Raw genomic sequence first — 15,817 nt, forward strand, 5'->3', positions numbered from 1 at the left:
GGTGGGTGAGTTGGCCGAGCGCGCCGACGTGTCACACGCCCCAGCGCAGTCCCGGCGTCCTCACCGGCGCGTCCCACAGCCGCAGCAGCTCCTCGTCGATCTGGCACAAGGTGACCGAGGCGCCCGCCATGTCGAGGGACGTCACGTAGTTGCCGACCAGTGTGCGGGCGACGGCGACCCCGCGCTCGGCGAGCACCCGGTGCACCTCGGCGTTGAAGCCGTACAGCTCCAGAAGCGGGGTCGCGCCCATGCCGTTGACCAGCACCAGCACCGGATTGCTCGGCGGCATGTCCTCCAGGATCGCGTGGACGGCGAAGTCCGCGATCTCGCCGGAGGTCATCATCGCCCGCCGCTCCCGGCCCGGCTCGCCGTGGATGCCGACGCCCAACTCCAGCTCGCCCGGCGGCAGATCGAAGGTGGGGCTGCCCTTGGCGGGGGTGGTGCAGGCGCTCAGCGCGACGCCGAAACTGCGCGAGTTCTCGTTGACCTGCCGCGCGATCGCCGCCACCCGGTCCAGCGGCTGCCCCTCGGCCGCGGCGGCACCGGCGATCTTCTCGACGAACAGGGTGGCGCCGGTGCCGCGCCGTCCGGCGGTGTACAGGCTGTCGGTGACGGCGACATCGTCATTGACCAGCACCTTGGCGGTCTGGATGCCCTCGTCCTCGGCGAGCTCGGCCGCCATGTCGAAGTTGAGGACGTCCCCGGTGTAGTTCTTCACGATGAACAGCACGCCGGCCCCGCTGTCCACGGCCGCCGCGGCGCGCACCATCTGGTCCGGCACGGGGGAGGTGAACACCTCGCCGGGACAGGCCGCCGACAGCATCCCCGGACCCACGAACCCACCGTGCAACGGCTCGTGCCCCGACCCGCCACCGGAAACAAGCGCGACCTGCCCGGCCACGGGAGCGTCCCGCCGTACGATCACCCGGTTCTCGACGTCCACGGTCAACTCGGGGTGGGCGGCCGCCATGCCCCGCAACGCGTCCGTGACGACGGTTTCCGCGACGTTGATCAACATCTTCATCGGTACCTCCTGGCGAGACAGGCAGATGTGGGTCGCTGTGGAAAGTATCGACCTTGCAGCGGTGAAGGTCACGGGCTCGGACGCTCGCCGGTGCCTGCGCTCAGGGCGGTTCGTCGGCGCGGGAGTGGTCCGGATCCTGGTCGTGAGCGGTTCATTGGCGTCGGTGGGGTCTCGCCTGTGTAGGCAGCTGGTTGGGAGTCCGGGCGGCAGAAGCCGGTCACTGAGGTGGGACCCGTCAGGAAGACCAGGGATTCGACCGCGGCCGATGGGGCCCGGCCGGCCTCATGGCGCCGAACGCCGTCCGCCGCACCGTTCTGTCACCGAGCCGGACCCTGTCGGTCGGGTACGTCGCGACTCGCGCGCCGCGTCCGGTCGCCGCGGTGCGCCGCCGGTCAGCCCCTGCGGGCCGCGCGGGACAGGCGGAACGCCGAGACGAGGAAGAAGATCCCTCCGAGAGTGGCGTAGCCGGCGAGGGTGGTCAGCGAGGGGTCGTCCTGTGAGGCGCTTCGCAGGAAGTTCCCGCCGGCCAGCACCGAGATGCCGCCGCTGACGATCATGGCCCACTGGCCGCCCATCGGGCGGCGCGCGACGCCCACGAGCAGCTGGACCAGCCCGGAGACGACCGCCCACGCGCCCCAGACGCGCAGCACGTCGGCGACGCCCGAGGTGCTGGCGACCGCGACGCCGGCGGCGGCCAGCGAGCTGACGGCGATGTTGGTGTACAGGCCCTTGACCAGCCTGTCGGCGCGCGCCGACCTGGCATCGACGACGGCCGCGGCCACGTCGAAGGCCGGATAGATGAACAGCAGCAGCTTGGTCGCGACGGTGAGGTCCGAGCCGGACAACAGCAGGAGCACCGCCCACGCGGCGGCGAAGACGAAACGGATGACGTACAGCCGACGCAGGGCCGGCGTGACGCCGACGTGCTCGGCGGAGGCGGTGGATGCCATGGGGTTCTCCAGTGAATGCGCGATATAGAGAGAACGCTCTCTCTTGTCTGGAGCCTGGCACACCCCTTCCGTGAAAACAAGAGAGAGCGTTCTACCCGCTATCATGGGCGGCATGGCGCACACGGAAGCCGGCACAGGTACCGGCAGGAGAGTCTCCGAGGCCCGGGAGCGGCTCCTGAGGACCGCCGGGCAGCTCTTCTACGCCGAGGGCATCCACAAGGTGGGCGTCGACCGGCTGGTCGTCGAGTCGAAGGTCACCAACGCCACCTTCTACCGCCACTTCCGCAGCAAAGAAGACCTTGCCGTCGCCTACATCGGAAGCGTCGACCAGGCGATCCGCACCCAGATCGGCTCCCTGATGGCCGCGGACGCGCCGGCCGACGGCATCCTGCGGGGCATCGGTGCGTCCCTGGTCGAGCAGATCCGCTCGCCCGGTTACCGCGGATGCGCCTTCCTCAACGCGGCAGCGGAATTCCCCGACCCCGACCACCCGGTCCACCGTGCCGTCGTGCAACACCGCGCGTGGTTCCAGCAGACGATCACCGGACTGTTCGCCGACATCACGGTCGCCGAAGCCGAGCACGCCGGGCGGCACTTCGTCATGCTCCGCGACGGCGCGATGAGCGCCGGCTACCTCGGCGATCCGGTCCTGGCCGGCGAGACCCTGCTGCGCGGTATCGATGGACTGCTGCGGATCCACACCGCCCGTGGGCTCGACGAGCATGCCGCGTCCGCATCCGGCCAGGCATCCCCGGCTGCCACGACGGTCTCGGACATCGACTGCGCGCCGCCCAACGCGTAACCGCGGTCGGGGCGCGACCGGCAGCGTTGAGCGCCGAGCGGGCCGAGGCGCGGCCAACCTTGCGGTGGTGTGCACCGGGGCGGTACGGCGAGCGCCTCGTACGTGAGCAAGTCGATGTCCTGGCCCATGCAAGGGGTTGTGCCTGAGCGCCTCAGTTGGCCACTGCCGTGCTCGGATTGCTACTTCCTCTTCGGGCCGGGGAATCGCGGTGTTCCCCGGGCCGGTGAAGCCGGATTGTCCGGTCACGCACGCGGGGCGGGCCAGGAGTTGAGGGGGAGCGGGCCGCGGTCGATGACGGTGCGAATGCAGAAGGTGCTGCGGGCGTCGCGAACGGGACCGATGGCCAGGATCTGTTCGGTGAGGACCTTTTCGAAGGTGCGCAGGTCCGGTACGGCGAGCTCGACGAAGAAGTCGGCGTCGCCGGAGACCACATGGCAGGCGACCACGTGATCGATCGCCTTCAGCGCCTCTTCGACCACCTGGACGGTGGTGCGGGAGTGATCGACCTTCAGGGAGAGGAACACCGTCAGCCCGAGGCCCAGGCGCTCGCGGTCCAGATCGGCCCGGTAGCCGGCCAGGACCCCGTCCTCCTCCAGCGCCTTGGTGCGGCGCAGGCAGGACGAGGGGGAGAGGCGTACGGCCTCGGCGAGGTCGACGTTGGGAGTGCGGCCGTGGCGCTGGAGGTGGTCCAGAATCGCCCGGTCGATACGGTCGTACAGAGGGCGTGGCATGAAATGCAGCGTATCGGCCGGATCGGCGAACAATCCTGCGCCACAGCGCCTTACGGGTACTCACTACGCCATCGTGTGCCGGACTCGGCGGCGCATTCTGGTCACGCGCCGCGGCCGTGAAACCGGCCCCGCCGCCACCTCCGTACCCCCTCTCACCGCCATTCTCACCGCCATCGGACTGCCTCATGCACCCCTTCCCCCTGGAACCCGACCGCGCCACGATGGCCGAAATGGGCCACCTCGTCCTGGATCGTGTCGTCGAGCGCACCGACCAGCTCGCGGCCCGCCCCGCGACAAGCCTCCTGTCGCCGCAGGCCGAGGCCGAGCTCGGCGAGACCCTTCTGGCACCGCCGCCCGCCCGGGGCGGCGACCTGAAGGCCCTGCTCGCGCGACTGGACGAGGCCGCCGACTGCGCTCTGGAGAGCGCCGGGCCGGGTCACCTGGCCTATATCCCGGGCAGCGGTCTGTACTCGGCCGCGCTCGCCGAGTTCTACAACCGTGCCGTCAACCGCTACGGCGGCCTGGCCTCGGTCGCTCCGGCCCTCGCCGCGCTGGAGGAGAGCGTGATCCGCTGGATGGCCCGGGAGGTGTGCGGCCTGCCGGAGGGCAGCGGCGGCCTGTTGACCAGCGGCGGCTCAATGGCCACGTTCTCCGCGACGGTCGCCGCCCGCCACGACCGGCTCGGCGAGGATCTCGCCGGCGGCACCGTCTACACCACCGCCTTCGCCCACCACTCCGTCGCCAAGGCCGCCCGCCTCGCCGGGATCCGCGCCGCCCACATACGGACCGTGCCGCACACCCCGGACCTGCGGATGGCCCCGGAGGCCGCCGCCGCGATGATCCGCGCCGACCGGGACGCCGGGCTGCGGCCGTTCCTGCTGGTGGCCACCGCCGGCACCACCGACACCGGCACCGTCGACCCGCTGCCCCAGCTGGCCGGCCTGGCCCGCCGCGAGGACGTGCGGTTCCACATCGACGCGGCCTACGGCGGCTTCTTCCGGCTCACCGCACGTGGAGCGGAACGCCTCGCCGGGATCGAGCAGGCCGACTCGGTCACCCTGGACCCGCACAAGACGCTGTTCATGCCGTTCGGCACCGGCGCCCTGGTCGTCCGCGACCTCGCCGCCCTGCACGCCGCGCACGACGGCACCGGCAGCTACCTTCAGGACATGGCAGGCGCGGGCGTCCCGGACTCCGGCCGGCTCGGGCCCGAGCTGACCCACGAGATCCGTGGCCTGCGGGCCTGGCTTCCTCTGCACCTGCACGGGGTGAACGCCTTCCGCGAAGCCCTGGACGAGAAGCTCGACCTGGCCGAACACGTCCACGACACACTGTCCGGAATCGCAGAGCTAGAGGTCCTGCAGCGCCCGGAACTGTCCACCATGATCTTCCGCGTCCGCCCCGTCGGCGGCAGCCGGGCCGCCGCCGAGCGGGCCGATGCGGCGAGTCGCCGTCTGCTGGAGCGGATCAACGGCCACCGCCGCATCGTGCTCTCCAGCACGGTCGTCGACGGCCGCTACACCCTGCGCGTGTGCGTGGTCTCCCACCGCACCCACCACGACCGCATCACCGAGGCACTGCAGATCATCACTGGCGAAGCCAGGAACATCCCCGTCGCGTAGTCGCCGACGGCCCTGGATCCGGGTGGTGTCCATCTGAGAGACGCCTCCGTCGAATCACGCTTCCAAGGAGGAGTTCGTGTCGTTTCTCGCCGTGGTGGACACCGGCAGCTTCGGCGCCGCCGCCGAGGCGACGCACCGTTCGCAGCCGCGTGTGAGCATGCGCCAATTGGGATGTCCACAGCAGCCGGCCAGAGCGTTTACTACCGAGCTTGCTTGAGTGATGTGGGACCGCTCTGCCCACCGTTGCCCCGCGTGCCGTGCGCGGTTCGAAGCACTCGGTGGCCATGCCTCCGCGAATCGCCCCGACCGCCGCCACCAACGCCCCGCAACCGGTCTTGACCAAGTGGCAGATATGACACAGCGGTTGAACATTGCCGTCCGCGCCCTCGCCACCAGGAGCGAGCGGCTGCACATGGTCCGCGTGCCCGAGGATGAGCAACCCGCACCGGGCACTCCGGGCAGAGCATGGAGCCGAGCGGCCCCTGAGAACACCCATGGCAGCACCGCACACTGAGTTCGCCGGGCACGCACCGCAGCGACTCCTCGCTCGTCATAGGCCGTTGCGGACGTGGGAGGTCGGGACCGAGATTGTGGCCTTGATCCCGCGTCCGTGCAGGCCGGCGTGATTGCTGCGGGAGCCGTACGCCTTGTGGGCCCGGGACCCAGTCCGGCCGTTCGCGCGGCCTGCCGACTCCGGGCCGGGACATCCAGATCGCTTCCAGGGCCGGCTCGAACTGAGGCGTAACACCCACCCGTCCGGCGGTGATCACCGCCGACAGTGGCTTCTGACCCTGCTCGACGGCGAGGTGGATCCTGCTGGTCAGGCCGTGCCGGTAGCGTCCGAGCGCGTGGTCGGCCGGCTCGACGTTGATCCCGCCGGGCGGTTGCTTCTGGAGATCCCCCTTTTGCCGCCCCAGCCGCGTGCTGGTGGGCCCGGCAGACCGTGGAGTCGACGTTTCACGTCCCGGGTGGTCAGGCCCTTGGCATCCGCCTCGGCCTGCAGATGTCCCACGGGGCATGATCATCAACGATCAAGATCAACTTTTGCAGCGGGCCCCAGGCGGACTACGCGGTGGTGGCGATGCCGCCGTCGACGGGGATCACGGTGCCCGTCAGATACGCGCCTGCCCGGCTGGCGAGGAACACGGTGACACCCGCCATGTCGTCGTCGCGGCCGATCCGGCGCAGTGGGGCCGACGCCGCGATCGCCTCGCCGAGCTCGTCGAGGGTCGCAGCCATCATCGCCGACGGGAACGGTCCCGGCGCCACCGCGTTCACGGTGACGTGCTGCGGTCCCAGTTCCCTGGCGAGCACCCTGGTGAGTTGATGCAGTGCGGCCTTGCTGCTGGAGTACGAGTAGTTGGGGCGCTGGGGGATATGGATGGCGGCGATGCTGCCGATGTTGATGATCCGGGCGGGATCGTCGGCGGTGCCCGCCTTGCGAAGTGCGGGCAGCAGCGCCTGGACCAGCCAGAACGGCGACTTCAGGTTGAGGTCGACGACCGTGTCCCAGGCCTCGTCCGGGAACGTCTCCAGCGGCTCGTCCCATATGGCGCCCGCGTTGTTGACGAGGATGTCGAGACGCTCGGAGTCGGCGGTGACGAGGTCGGACAGTCGTCGGCACTCGTCGTGGCGGGACAGGTCGGCGGGGATGGCCCGGACCTCACCGAACTTGGACAGCCGCTCCTGTGCCTGAGCGCACGCTTCGGCGTCGCGTGAGCTGATGACCACGCGGACGCCCGCCTGGAGAAGGCCACGCGCGATCATCATCCCGATGCCTCTGGTGCCACCGGTGACGAGCGCACGCTTTCCGCTCAGATCGAAAAGTTCCGCATGTGTTGTGAATTGGTTCTCCACCACTTGCCGCCGTTCTCGTTGGTCGTGCGGGATGACGCGCCGGCGCGTCGGGTGTTCGGTTCGGCTGTCTCGACGCTATGGCCTTGAGGTGCACTCCAAGCAAGCGGATCGGCCCCTGCCCCCGCCTGTACGACGCGCCCGCCAAGCCGGTCACCGCGCAGGGAGCCGACGAGCACAGGCTTGTGACGGCGAGCCGGCGGTCCTTGGCCCGCTGCAGAGCGCGCCTCCAGCCGGTGAAGTCCGGGGTGTCATCGAGGGCGTCAGCAAGGGCGATGATCGCGAGCCCGATCCGGCGGACGGTCTGCCTTGATGCCACGCCGCAACAGCGGCTCAAGCCGGGCCCCACTGACCGTTCGTCAGATCCCCGCGTCCCACAAGACATGATCACCAACAATCAAGATCAAGTTTTGCAACAGACCCTGGGCCAGCACCCGCCGCAGCCGGGTGACCTCGATACGACCCTGGTTGAGAGCGCCGTACGGTGCACCGTGCCCACGCAGGTGCTCGGGTGCCAACGCCAGTCCGGCCGGCGTCTTCACCGGCCCATCCGCACACAGCAGGGCATCGGTCGATGTTCGCGAACTCTGACGTCACCATCGGGGTTGCGGTGGCAAGGTGAATGTGCCCAGTGAAGGAGCACCCCCGATGCCGCCTGGCCAGTCGAAGGTCGAGTTGTACGCCGCGCCGCGGCGCGACTCCCGCGATGGCATGTCGAACCAGGCGTTGCAGTGCAAGTACGGCGTCACCTGGGGCACGGTCAACAAGGCGGCCCTGAACTCGGCTCGGCCGCAGCCACGCACGACAACCGCTTCGGCGCGGCCGTCGAAGCTGGATCCGTTCACGCTGCTGATCGACGAGATCCTGCTCAGTGATCTGGACGCCACCAGGAAACAGCGCCACACCGTCACCCCGGATCCACCGCCGTCTGATCGACGAGCACTCCTCGTCCGAGGCGTTCCGTTGACCACTTGAACCCGCACCGATGAGAGGCCGCAAGCGTCCTGCGAGCAACCGCGCGGTCCGGCCAGGGACTGAGAGTCCGGTGTTTATACCTTGCTCGCGACCACCATGTAGTTCTCGGCCTCAAGATCGAACGTGCTCAGTTCCGTTTGGAGTCCGACCCGGTGCAACTCGACTTCGAGTTCCTCGTACCGGTAGGGCCAGCAGGACAGCAGTTCCGAGCGGACAAGAACCAACCCGGTCGCATCAACTTGCGCGATCGCAATCTCGATGTGGTGCTCCTCCTCCCAATGCGGCGCAATCTCCCAGCGGTAGACCACGACGGCATCGCGACCGTTCCGGCGGACGAGTCGGTCACTGATCTCCAGCCGGGAACCTCTGGCCCTCACGAGTTCCCAAGTGCGGGATGTGAGTACCAAGCGCCCGCCGGGGCGCAGAAGCCGTGACATCGACTCCAGAGCAGCACCCCTGCCTGTCGCGCCCGCGGCATGGTGAAGCGAGTTGCCAACGCAGAACACCATGTCGAACGTGTTGTCCTGGAAATGGTCGGGCAACTCTTCCCAGCTCGCCCGTACGGCCCGGACGGATGCCCCGAACTCCTCGGACAACTCTGCAGTCCGACGAACCATCGCCTCGCTGGCGTCAGTTGCGACAACCTGCATGCCACGACCGGCGAGGCCAACCGCCAACTGTCCGGTTCCGCACGAACAGTCGAGGACATGAGCGTTCGACGGCAGGAGATCGAGGACGTCGTCGAACGACGCAGCGAACTCGGCTGGAGGCAACTTTGCATCCGAGATGAGCCACTCGTACACCCCGGCAAGCACGTCATAGCCCGTCACAACCACTACCTCCGTCACGCGGCAGACTCACGGTAGGACGTCAGTCCATCAGCGGAGCAAGCCGGGCACCATTGGTTTTTCGCAAGGATGGCTCTGACGGTCTCTGTGGGTTGTCAATTGTCCGTCTGAGGGGATGTCACCGGCTGGTTGGCTGGGAAGTTGTTCGTGAGAAGCAGTGTCACTCGCGCAGTTGCGGTGGCAAGCGAATGTGCTCCGTGAAGGAGCACCGCCGATGCCGCCTGGTCAGTCGAAGGCCGAGTTGTATGCCGCGCTGCGGCGTGACGCTCGCGAGGGCATGTCGAACCGGGCCGAGCAGGACCTGCTCGGCCACGGCCGCGTTCTCCTGCATGCAGACGGGCATCGCACGGGATACCGGAAATCGGCGTGACGGCCGGTCTGTACCGCAACAGTGGGCCGGAGGGGCATCCGGCGCGGTGGGGAAGTGGAGTCGGTCGAACTGGATGCGGAGGTTCTTGGACGGCTTCGGTCTACCGTTCGGAGGTTCCCGCGCTGGGGGAGTGGTGCTTGCCGGGGGTGGTGGTGCGTACGCGGAAGGTGCCGTCGGGGGCGGTTTCGGAGCGATCCCGGACAGTGGCGGCGATCGTGCCGGGCCACTTGGTCGTGCTGGACCAGACCGCCTCCGCGAAGTCGGCGCCGTCGGTGCGGGCTCCGCTCAGGTCGGCCCCGGCCAGGTCCGCGCCGCGCAGTCGGGCTCCGACCAGCTTGGCCCCTCTGAGGCGCGCTCCGGTCAGGTCGGCTCCGGCCAGGTCCGCGCGGGTGAGGTCGGCGCCCGTCAGCCTCGCTTTGTACAGAAAGGCCAGAGTGAGCCTTGCCCTGATCATCTGGGCCTGGGAAAAGTCCGCGGCGAAGAGATGGGCGCGGGTCAGGTCGGCTTCGGTGAGGATGGCCTTGGTCAGGTCGGCCTCGCTCAGGTTGGCGGAGGTCAGCTGGGCTCGCAGGAGCTTCGCACCGCGCAGGTCCGCCCTGTCCAGTGCGACATCGGTGAGGTCGGAGTCGCTCAGGTCGGCCCCCGTCAACTTCGTCCCCGAGAACAGGGCGCCCGTCAGGTTCGTACGGGTCAGGCGGGCACCGGACAGATTCGCGCCCACCAGATAGACGTCGGCCAGGTTCGCGCCGGTAAGGATCGCCCCCGTCACGTCCGCGCTCACGGTGTTCGCTCCGGCCAGGTTCGCGGCCTTCAGGTTGGCTCCCGACAGGTTCGCCTGCGTCAGACGTGTCCGGGTCAGGTCGGTCCGGCTCAGGTCGGCGCCCGTCAGGATCGCTTTCGTGAGGTCGGCCCGGCTGAGGTCCGTTCCGGCGAGGCTCACGCCCACGAGATCGATACCGTACAGCTGCGCGCCTGACAGGGAAACGTCCGTGCCGGACTTCAGCGCACTCCTGAGGCCGTCCCGCCCGACGGGTCTGGGGGGACGGACGGCCCGCGTCTCCTTGCCGTGGCCGACGGCACCGGAGCGGAGCGGCCGGAACGCCGGGGCGGCATCGCAGAAGGCGATCAACAGCCGTTGGAAGAAAGGAGGTTGACTCTTCTCCCTGGACTTGTAGGGCTCGGGCGACCAGCCGTGCACGCGGTACACGTCATCGAAGAGCTGTTCCGAATCGTCCCGCATCCGGTCGGCCGGTCCGATGGGCCAGACGGTCTCCGAGGTCCACCGCGCCCCGGCCAGGTTCGCGCCCGTCAGCTCCGCGCCGCTCAGGTCGGCACCCGTCAGGTCGGCCCGTTCAAGACACGCCCCGGTCAGGTCGGCACCGGTGAGGTTCGCCCGGACGAGCACCGCCCCGCCCAGGTCCGCTCCGCGCAGCCGCGCTCCCGCGAGGTCCGCGTCCACCAGGTTCGCGTGCGTCAGGTCCGCTCGGGTCAGGTCGGCACCTGTCAGCCGTGCCCGGACCAGCCTCGCCGAGCCCAGCTCCGCGCGGTCCAGGCGAGCCCGCGTCAGGTCGGCGCCGATCAGATTCGCCACATAGAAGAAGCTCCGGGACAGGTTCGCCTCCCGAAGGCACACCCCCGGCAGCGTGCCCAGTTGCGCGTAGACCCAGGGCAGATCCACCCCGGTCAGGTCCGCCCCGTTGAGGTGGGCGCCTTTCAGGTTGACCGGCCGGGCCACCTCCTGCGCGCGGATGCGCCGGGCCAGTTCGTCGGCCCACGGGTACGGTCCGTCGGCGGCCACGGGAGGGTGACCGGGCGGCGTGTACCAGTACCGGCGGTCGGTCAGCCGTACCTCCGTCCCTCCGTCCAGGGCATCGGGTATCAGGATCCGGAGCGCGAGCCGGCCGGCCGGCTTGAACACGATCGGGGTGACGACCCCCAGGACCAGCGCGATCAGGGACCTGACCGCATTCGCCGCCCCCGCCGTGCCGGCCAGAGTCGCCGCCGTACAGCCGACCGCCGCGCCCAGGAGCGCGTGCAGGCACAGGCCTGCGACGAGGGCGCCGGCGCCGGGCCCGTCGGGGTAGTCCCACCGCCCGTACCGGTGTATGAACGGGTCTTCGTCGCGCAGGAAGGCAGCCCGGACGATGAGACATCTGTACAGGGCGGCACCGACCAGCCCCCACACCGCATATGACCACATGAGGTAACGATATGGGTCGGGAGTCGATCACCAACAGCGCCATTCCACAGGCTGGTTGACGCCGTACCGGGGTGACGGACCGGGGTAGCTTCACGGCGCCCGGGCCGGATGCGACGGGTCGGCCCCGATCCGCACCGCGTCCGGCTGGGCAGCACACCGCACAGGAAGACGGCCGGGACGACGGGGACGTGGACGTGGTCGAGCAACAGCCGCGTGGTGCAAGCCTGTCGCTCGATGGTCTCGTTGGGGGGACAGGCCACCAGTGGAGAGCGATGCCGAAGTGGTCGCTGGACGACCTGGGGCCGCTGCCCGTCGACGTCAGACCTGGAAGCGCCTGCCCCGCGCATGCGTTCGTGTGCTTCCAACCCAGTGCGATGACCTTGCTACGAGGGTCACCGCTGTGCGACGGTCCGTCCGGTCGACCTGGGTGCCGCGGCCGGCGGATGCATGCTCGCCTCTCCGAACCATCAGAAGGGGCAGCTCATGCTGACGAAAGCCCGGGGCGCGGTTGCGGCGGCGATGTGATGGGGGCAGTGCTGGTGCCCATAGCCGTGGCGACCGACGCGGCAGCCGCGACCTGCGCGCGGCACACGACGGGTGTCTGCAAGGCGAACTCGCCGTATCCGCACGGCACTACCGCGAAGTGCAAGGACGGCTCGTACTCCTACAGTGCCCACGCCCGCGGGACGTGTTCGTACCACCGGGGCGTCAAGTACTGGTACCGGTGAGCGTTGCTGGCGAACCATGACCGGGGTCTCCGTGGTTTCCATGCGGGTGTGGACAGCGGACGGACATTGTCGAACCGGTTCGACATCGCTGTGCCGGGAAGCTAGCACTGCGGAAATCCGGCGGCAATACCTCTGACGCGGGGAGTCGCGTCAGCTCACCCTGGATTCCAGGGGTGTTACGAGAAGTGCGGCGAGAGGTGTTGACAGCCGTCGGGGTTGTTCCTACCTTCACTTCACGCGAACCGGTTCGATGACCGGCTGTCGCGGCTACGCAACATCGAACCGGTTCGATACATCCAAGGAGTGCCCGTGAACATCGGTGAGATCGCCCGGCGGGCCGGTGTCTCGCGGAGCACCGTGTCGTATGCGCTGAGCGGCAAGCGTGCCGTGTCGGAGGACACCCGCCGGAAGATCCAGCGCGTCATCGACGAGCTGGGCTACCAGCCCAACGCCAGTGCGCGCGCCCTGGCCAACGGCCGGACCAACACCATCGGTCTGGTTTTCCCGCCGGCCGGCAACCACTACACCGGTATGCAGCTCGACTTCATCGGCAGCGTGGTGGAGGCCGCCGCGGCCCACGACTACGACGTGCTGCTGTCACCCAGCGGTGTCGACAGCGACCGCTCGTTCCAGCGGATGCTGGGGGAGCGGCGGGTCGACGGCGCGATCCTGATGGAGATCAGACTGGAGGACGACCGGGTCGATCACCTGGCCGCCCTCGGCTTCCCCTCCGTCGCCATCGGCCGCACCGCGCGTCCCGAGGGCACCTGGTGGGTCGGCCTGGACCACACCGCGCTGGCGGCGGCGTGCGTGCATCACCTCGCGGACCTCGGTCACCGCAGGGTCGCCTTCGTCAACCGGCCCGAGCAACTTCTGCGGGCCGGATACGAGTCCGCCCACCGCGGACTGGACGGCTTCACCAAGGCCGCGGCCGAGCGCGGGCTGACCGTGCGGACGTACTGCTGCGGGGACGACGCCGCGTCCGGCCAGGCGTGCCTGGAACAGATCCTGCACGACGACCCGGCCACCACGGCCCTGGTCACCCTCAACGAGGCCGCGCTCGGCGGCCTGTACCGGGGACTGGCCCAGGCCGGCCGTCATGTACCGCGCGACTTCTCCGTCACCGGAGTCGTGGCCGGCCGGTGGGCGGAGACGGTGACCCCGCAGCTCACCGCGGCGGACGTACCGGCGGAGCAGATGGGACGCCTCGCCGTCGAGCTGCTCGTCGAACGGATCGACCAGCCCGACGCGCCGCCCCGGCACCACCTGCTCGTACCGCCGATCTCGCTCCGTGCCAGCACCGGGCCAGGCACCGGTACGCCGTCCACCGAGACGCGCTGACCTCGGCCCCCGACACCACTTTCTGATCACCGTTCACGGGCGCACCCCCTCACCGTGGCTGTTCGGCATGCCCGCTTCCCCCCTCGTCACCCTCCCTCGGCACACCCATGCCAAAAGCGAAGGAACGCGCAATGCACAGCTCCCTCGGACGACTCCGCCTCACCGCCGCGACCATGACGGTCCTCGCCGTCGCCGGCACCGCCACCGCCTGTTCCTCCGGTACGGGCAGCACCGGTACCAAGGCCGCGGACAGCGGCACCTACACGATCTGGGACCCGTACCCGCAGTTCGACAAGACCTCCGCCTGGGCGAAGCTGCTCGACGCCTGCGGCACCAAGGCCGGGGTGAAGATCAAGCGGACCGCGTTCGACACCGGCGACCTGGCGAACAAGGCGCTGCTGGCGGCCCAGCAGGACAACTCCGCGGACGTCCTCATCGTCGACAACCCGGTGGTGTCGACCCTCGCCGAAGCCGGTGTCCTCACCACGACCGCGGACAACAAGCTGGACACCTCGAAGGTGGACCCCAACCTCCTCGCCGCCGGACAGGCGGGCGGCAAGACGTACGGCACGCCGATCGGCGCCAACACCCTCGCCCTGTACTACAACAAGGCGGTGCTGAAGCAGGCCGGGGTGGACGCCGCCTCGGTCAAGGACTGGAAGTCGCTGACCGCCGCGCTCGCGAAGGTCAAGAAGGCCGGCAAGAAGGGCATCACGTTCTCCGCGATCGGCACGGAGGAGGGCACCTTCCAGTTCCTGCCCTGGTTCTGGGGATCGGGCGCCGAGCTGACCGCGCTCGACTCCGACAAGGCGGTCTCCGCGCTGACGCTGTGGCAGGGCTGGCTGAAGGACGGCTACGCCCCGAACTCGGTTCTCAACAACACCCAGACGACCAGCTGGCAGGAGTTCGCGACCGGCGACTACGCGTTCAGCGAGAACGGCACCTGGCAGCTCGCCAACGCCAAGAAGGCCGGCTTCGAGTACGGGGTGGTCCCCGTTCCCGCGGCCGACGGCGGCAACGCGGCGGCCCCGACCGGCGGCGAGTTCGTCACCATTCCGGTCCAGGGCAAGACCGACCGCTACGCGACATCACAGAAGATCGTGTCCTGTCTGACCAGCACCGACAACCTCCTCGACACCGACACCACGCTGTCGTACGTGGCGCCCACCACCGAGGTCCAGGACAAACAGGTCGCCGCGAACGCCGAGTTGAAGCCCTGGGTCGACGCGGTCAAGGCGGCCAAGGGACGCACCAGCGACGACCTGGGCATCAAGTACCCCAAGATTTCGGAGCAGTTGTGGAAGGCGGTCCAGTCCGCGCTCAGCGGCTCGAAGTCGCCGAAGGACGCGCTGTCCGCCGCCCAGTCGGCCGTCAAGTAACCAGAGACCAGGGCCAGTTGATGAGCCACATGACCCAAGTGCCACAACGGCGGCCCGTGCGCCACCACAGCGGTGCGGCCCCCACCGCACCGCCCCGGGCACGGCGTCGCCCCACCTCCCAGCAGTGGGCCGCCTGGGGCTTCCTCGCCCCGGTGACCCTCTACCTCGTCCTCTTCTACGCCTATCCCCTCTACCGCAACATCGACCTGAGCCTGCGCAACTACACGGTCCGGTCCTTCGTCCAGGGCGACGCGCCCTTCACGGGATTGGCCAACTACCGCACGGTCGTCGACGATCCGACCTTCGCCCCGGCCCTGCTCCACACCGTGGTCTTCACCACCGTGTGCCTGGTCTTCCAGTACGCCATCGGCCTGGCCCTCGCGGTCTTCTTCAACCAGCGCTTCCGGCTCTCCGCGACCCTGCGCGCCCTCTTCCTGGTGCCCTGGCTGCTCCCGCTGATCGTGTCGGCGTCCACCTGGTCGTGGATGCTCAACAGCGACTCCGGTGTCGTCAACGCCGTCCTGCACGCCGTCGGCGTCGGACCGGTCAACTGGCTGACCGCACCGGGCTGGTCGCTCGTCTCGGTGATCATCGCGAACATCTGGATCGGCGTCCCGTTCAACCTGGTGGTCCTCCACAGCGGCCTCCAGTCCATCCCCGCGAACCTCTACGAGGCGGCCGCCCTCGACGGAGCGAACGCCTGGCAGCGGTTCTGGCGGATCACCTTCCCGCTCCTGCGTCCGGTGTCCGCGATCACCCTCCTCCTGGGCCTCGTCTACACCCTCAAGGTCTTCGACATCATCTGGATCATGACCAAGGGCGGCCCGGCCGACTCCTCCACCACCTTCGCCACCTGGTCCTACCAGCTCGGCTTCGGCAACCTGCTGCCGGCCTTCGGCCCCGGAGCGGCCGTAGGAAACCTGCTGGTGGTCGCCGCCCTGGTGTTCGGCCTGGTCTACGTCCGGGTCCAGCGGAAGCAGGCACTGTCATGAA

At 69.1% G+C, this 15,817-nt stretch carries 15 protein-coding genes and 1 pseudogene; 9 read left to right on the forward strand and 7 right to left on the reverse strand.

Annotated features, from left to right (window positions below):
- Positions 1–31 precede the first annotated feature (31 nt).
- Positions 32–1,024 (reverse strand): dihydroxyacetone kinase subunit DhaK, encoded by a 993-nt coding sequence (gene dhaK, locus SSP08S_RS17980; protein ID WP_019068999.1) that lies wholly within the window; start codon positions 1,022–1,024, stop codon positions 32–34.
- Positions 1,025–1,416: 392 nt separating this feature from the next.
- A complete protein-coding gene (locus tag SSP08S_RS17985; RefSeq protein ID WP_019069000.1) occupies positions 1,417–1,974 on the reverse strand; it encodes a hypothetical protein in 558 nt (185 codons plus the stop codon).
- A 103-nt stretch (positions 1,975–2,077) separates the two neighbouring features.
- Here SSP08S_RS17985 and SSP08S_RS17990 point away from each other — a divergent pair, with 103 nt between their 5' ends.
- Positions 2,078–2,776: a TetR/AcrR family transcriptional regulator gene (locus SSP08S_RS17990; RefSeq protein WP_019069001.1), complete on the forward strand. Its 699-nt coding sequence runs from the start codon at positions 2,078–2,080 to the stop codon at positions 2,774–2,776.
- A 242-nt stretch (positions 2,777–3,018) separates the two neighbouring features.
- Here SSP08S_RS17990 and SSP08S_RS17995 read toward each other — a convergent pair whose 3' ends face one another.
- The gene (locus SSP08S_RS17995) at positions 3,019–3,507 is read right to left on the reverse strand and encodes an Lrp/AsnC family transcriptional regulator (RefSeq protein ID WP_019069002.1); all 489 of its coding nucleotides are present in this window, start codon (positions 3,505–3,507) and stop codon (positions 3,019–3,021) included.
- 185 nt (positions 3,508–3,692) lie between these two features.
- On the opposite strand from SSP08S_RS17995, the gene SSP08S_RS18000 reads away from it, so the two are divergent.
- Positions 3,693–5,129, forward strand: a complete 1,437-nt coding sequence (locus tag SSP08S_RS18000; protein ID WP_019069003.1) for a pyridoxal phosphate-dependent decarboxylase family protein — start codon at positions 3,693–3,695, stop codon at positions 5,127–5,129.
- 76 nt (positions 5,130–5,205) lie between these two features.
- Positions 5,206–5,346 carry a helix-turn-helix domain-containing protein gene (locus SSP08S_RS63415; protein WP_078532453.1) on the forward strand — a complete coding sequence of 47 codons (141 nt, stop codon included), beginning with the start codon at positions 5,206–5,208 and terminating at the stop codon, positions 5,344–5,346.
- 848 nt (positions 5,347–6,194) lie between these two features.
- On the opposite strand, the gene SSP08S_RS18005 is transcribed toward SSP08S_RS63415, so the two are convergent.
- Entirely contained in the window at positions 6,195–6,989 is a 795-nt protein-coding gene (locus SSP08S_RS18005) for an SDR family oxidoreductase (RefSeq protein ID WP_019069004.1), read from the reverse strand.
- A gap of 353 nt (positions 6,990–7,342) precedes the next feature.
- Positions 7,343–7,552 (reverse strand): annotated as a pseudogene (locus SSP08S_RS61085) (hypothetical protein); the annotation flags it as partial.
- Positions 7,553–7,631: 79 nt separating this feature from the next.
- On the opposite strand from SSP08S_RS61085, the gene SSP08S_RS18010 reads away from it, so the two are divergent.
- A complete protein-coding gene (locus tag SSP08S_RS18010; RefSeq protein WP_026178597.1) occupies positions 7,632–7,958 on the forward strand; it encodes a hypothetical protein in 327 nt (108 codons plus the stop codon).
- Between the two features lie 74 nt (positions 7,959–8,032).
- On the opposite strand, the gene SSP08S_RS18015 is transcribed toward SSP08S_RS18010, so the two are convergent.
- Entirely contained in the window at positions 8,033–8,788 is a 756-nt protein-coding gene (locus SSP08S_RS18015; protein WP_019069005.1) for a class I SAM-dependent methyltransferase, read from the reverse strand.
- A 232-nt stretch (positions 8,789–9,020) separates the two neighbouring features.
- Between SSP08S_RS18015 and SSP08S_RS61750 the strand changes: the two genes are divergently transcribed.
- Positions 9,021–9,176 carry a hypothetical protein gene (locus SSP08S_RS61750; RefSeq protein WP_019069006.1) on the forward strand — a complete coding sequence of 52 codons (156 nt, stop codon included), beginning with the start codon at positions 9,021–9,023 and terminating at the stop codon, positions 9,174–9,176.
- A gap of 100 nt (positions 9,177–9,276) precedes the next feature.
- Here the strand turns inward: SSP08S_RS61750 and SSP08S_RS63420 are convergent, their stop codons facing one another.
- Complete coding sequence (locus SSP08S_RS63420; protein WP_078532455.1) at positions 9,277–11,376, reverse strand: pentapeptide repeat-containing protein; 2,100 nt, start codon at positions 11,374–11,376, stop codon at positions 9,277–9,279.
- A 524-nt stretch (positions 11,377–11,900) separates the two neighbouring features.
- On the opposite strand from SSP08S_RS63420, the gene SSP08S_RS63425 reads away from it, so the two are divergent.
- From SSP08S_RS63425 to SSP08S_RS18050, 4 genes are all read left to right on the forward strand, one after another.
- Positions 11,901–12,104 (forward strand): DUF3761 domain-containing protein, encoded by a 204-nt coding sequence (locus SSP08S_RS63425; RefSeq protein ID WP_051105921.1) that lies wholly within the window; start codon positions 11,901–11,903, stop codon positions 12,102–12,104.
- Positions 12,105–12,413: 309 nt separating this feature from the next.
- Positions 12,414–13,445: a LacI family DNA-binding transcriptional regulator gene (locus SSP08S_RS18040; protein ID WP_019069009.1), complete on the forward strand. Its 1,032-nt coding sequence runs from the start codon at positions 12,414–12,416 to the stop codon at positions 13,443–13,445.
- Positions 13,446–13,576: 131 nt separating this feature from the next.
- Positions 13,577–14,824 carry a sugar ABC transporter substrate-binding protein gene (locus SSP08S_RS18045; RefSeq protein WP_019069010.1) on the forward strand — a complete coding sequence of 416 codons (1,248 nt, stop codon included), beginning with the start codon at positions 13,577–13,579 and terminating at the stop codon, positions 14,822–14,824.
- Positions 14,825–14,844: 20 nt separating this feature from the next.
- Complete coding sequence (locus tag SSP08S_RS18050; protein ID WP_043259525.1) at positions 14,845–15,816, forward strand: carbohydrate ABC transporter permease; 972 nt, start codon at positions 14,845–14,847, stop codon at positions 15,814–15,816.
- Position 15,817: the final 1 nt, after the last annotated feature.

It is taken from the genome of Streptomyces hokutonensis (genome assembly GCF_000376565.1).
Taxonomy (GTDB): domain Bacteria; phylum Actinomycetota; class Actinomycetes; order Streptomycetales; family Streptomycetaceae; genus Streptomyces; species Streptomyces hokutonensis.